Source organism: Burkholderia sp. BCC1999 (assembly GCF_905339975.1).
Taxonomy (GTDB): domain Bacteria; phylum Pseudomonadota; class Gammaproteobacteria; order Burkholderiales; family Burkholderiaceae; genus Burkholderia.
Genome location: NZ_CAJPHP010000046.1, coordinates 1 through 3,156, shown reverse-complemented (window position 1 = coordinate 3,156; position 3,156 = coordinate 1). Strand labels below are relative to the sequence as shown.

The following is a 3,156-nucleotide window of genomic DNA, read 5'->3' as shown; positions in this document are numbered from 1 at the left end:
CCTACTTTCACACGGGAATCCGCACTATCATCGGCGTAGAGTCGTTTCACGGTCCTGTTCGGGATGGGAAGGGGTGGGACCGACTCGCTATGGTCATCAGGCAAAGAGGGTTGTTGCGCTGCTTCGCAGCACAACCAATCTTGGAAGAAGCAGTAATTTTTGAGTTGTGTGTATCACACACGAGAATCCAACTTGTCGCTTGGATCTTGCAGCCAGTGCTTGCGCACGGCGCCGATCTACAAGGCAGACTTGTTATAGGATCAAGCCTTACGGGCAATTAGTATCAGTTAGCTGAACGCATTACTGCGCTTACACACCTGACCTATCAACGTCCTGGTCTCGAACGACCCTTCAAGGGGATCTAGTCCCCAGGGATATCTCATCTTAAGGCGAGTTTCCCGCTTAGATGCTTTCAGCGGTTATCTCTTCCGAACATAGCTACCCGGCGATGCCACTGGCGTGACAACCGGTACACCAGAGGTTCGTCCACTCCGGTCCTCTCGTACTAGGAGCAGCCCCCTTCAAATATCCAACGCCCACGGCAGATAGGGACCAAACTGTCTCACGACGTTTTAAACCCAGCTCACGTACCTCTTTAAATGGCGAACAGCCATACCCTTGGGACCGGCTACAGCCCCAGGATGAGATGAGCCGACATCGAGGTGCCAAACACCGCCGTCGATATGAACTCTTGGGCGGTATCAGCCTGTTATCCCCAGAGTACCTTTTATCCGTTGAGCGATGGCCCTTCCATACAGAACCACCGGATCACTATGACCTGCTTTCGCACCTGCTCGACTTGTCGGTCTCGCAGTTAAGCACGCTTATGCCATTGCACTATCAGCACGATTTCCGACCGTACCTAGCGTACCTTCGTACTCCTCCGTTACGCTTTGGGAGGAGACCGCCCCAGTCAAACTGCCTACCATGCACTGTCCCCGACCCGGATCACGGGCCAAGGTTAGAACCTCAAACAAACCAGGGTGGTATTTCAAGGACGGCTCCACCGAAACTAGCGTTCCGGTTTCATAGCCTCCCACCTATCCTACACAGATCGGTTCAAAGTCCAATGCAAAGCTACAGTAAAGGTTCATGGGGTCTTTCCGTCTAGCCGCGGGTAGATTGCATCATCACAAACACTTCAACTTCGCTGAGTCTCGGGAGGAGACAGTGTGGCCATCGTTACGCCATTCGTGCAGGTCGGAACTTACCCGACAAGGAATTTCGCTACCTTAGGACCGTTATAGTTACGGCCGCCGTTTACCGGGACTTCAATCAAGAGCTTGCACCCCATCATTTAATCTTCCGGCACCGGGCAGGCGTCACACCCTATACGTCCACTTTCGTGTTTGCAGAGTGCTGTGTTTTTATTAAACAGTCGCAGCCACCAGTTTATTGCAACCCCTTCACCCTTTGCCCGCAGGGGCATCAAGCTACAAGGGCGTACCTTATCCCGAAGTTACGGTACCAATTTGCCGAGTTCCTTCTCCCGAGTTCTCTCAAGCGCCTTAGAATACTCATCTCGCCCACCTGTGTCGGTTTGCGGTACGGTCATCGTTAGACTGAAGCTTAGAGGCTTTTCTTGGAACCACTTCCAATTGCTTCGCTCCCTAGGGAGCTCGCGCCACACCCTTGAATCCTGCGCCCGGATTTGCCTAAGCGCCTTCTCCAATGCAGCGACCGGGACTTCCAACACCCGGACAACCTTCCGCGATCCGTCCCCCCATCGCATCTAACAATGGTGCAGGAATATTGACCTGCTTCCCATCAGCTACGCATTTCTGCCTCGCCTTAGGGGCCGACTCACCCTACGCCGATGAACGTTGCGTAGGAAACCTTGGGCTTACGGCGAGGGGGCCTTTCACCCCCTTTATCGCTACTCATGTCAGCATTCGCACTTCCGATACCTCCAGCACGCTTTTCAACGCACCTTCGCAGGCTTACGGAACGCTCTCCTACCATGCGTGCAAAGCACGCATCCGCAGCTTCGGTATATAGCTTAGCCCCGTTACATCTTCCGCGCAGGACGACTCGATCAGTGAGCTATTACGCTTTCTTTAAAGGGTGGCTGCTTCTAAGCCAACCTCCTGACTGTTTTAGCCTTCCCACTTCGTTTCCCACTTAGCTATATTTGGGGACCTTAGCTGGCGGTCTGGGTTGTTTCCCTCTTGACACCGGACGTTAGCACCCGATGTCTGTCTCCCGTGATTGCACTCTTCGGTATTCGGAGTTTGCTATGGCGGGGTAATCTGCAATAGACCCCCCAACCATGACAGTGCTCTACCCCCGAAGGTGAGACACGAGGCACTACCTAAATAGTTTTCGGAGAGAACCAGCTATTTCCAAGTTTGTTTAGCCTTTCACCCCTATCCACAGCTCATCCCCTAACTTTTCAACGTTAGTGGGTTCGGACCTCCAGTACGTGTTACCGCACCTTCATCCTGGCCATGGATAGATCACTTGGTTTCGGGTCTACGCCCAGCAACTGAACGCCCTATTCGGACTCGCTTTCGCTACGCCTGCCCTATACGGTTAAGCTTGCTACTGAACGTAAGTCGCTGACCCATTATACAAAAGGTACGCCGTCACCCCTTACGAGGCTCCGACTGTTTGTATGCATGCGGTTTCAGGATCTATTTCACTCCCCTCCCGGGGTTCTTTTCGCCTTTCCCTCACGGTACTGGTTCACTATCGGTCGATCACGAGTATTTAGCCTTGGAGGATGGTCCCCCCATCTTCAGACAGGATTTCACGTGTCCCGCCCTACTTGTCGTACACCTAGTTCTTTCATACTGTTTTCGCCTACGGGGCTATCACCCGCTATGGCCGCACTTTCCAGAGCGTTCGGCTAACAATACAAATAAAGAGTACAAGGCTCATCCCATTTCGCTCGCCACTACTTTGGGAATCTCGGTTGATTTCTTTTCCTGCGGTTACTTAGATGTTTCAGTTCACCGCGTTCGCTTCGCATGGCCTATGTATTCAGCCATGGATACTCCAAAAGGAGTGGGTTTCCCCATTCGGACATCTACGGATCAAAGCTTGTTTGCCAGCTCCCCGTAGCTTTTCGCAGGCTACCGCGTCCTTCATCGCCTGTGATCGCCAAGGCATCCACCACATGCACTTGTTCGCTTGACCCTATAACGAGTCTGTCTC

Annotated in this window: 2 rRNA genes; both read right to left on the bottom strand. The window is 52.9% G+C overall.

The features are described from left to right. Nucleotides 1-101: ribosomal RNA gene (gene rrf, locus U5809_RS34440) — 5S ribosomal RNA — on the bottom strand; the annotation flags it as partial. A 155-nt stretch (nt 102-256) separates the two neighbouring features. Next, nucleotides 257-3,138: ribosomal RNA gene (locus U5809_RS34435) — 23S ribosomal RNA — on the bottom strand. Nucleotides 3,139-3,156: the final 18 nt, after the last annotated feature.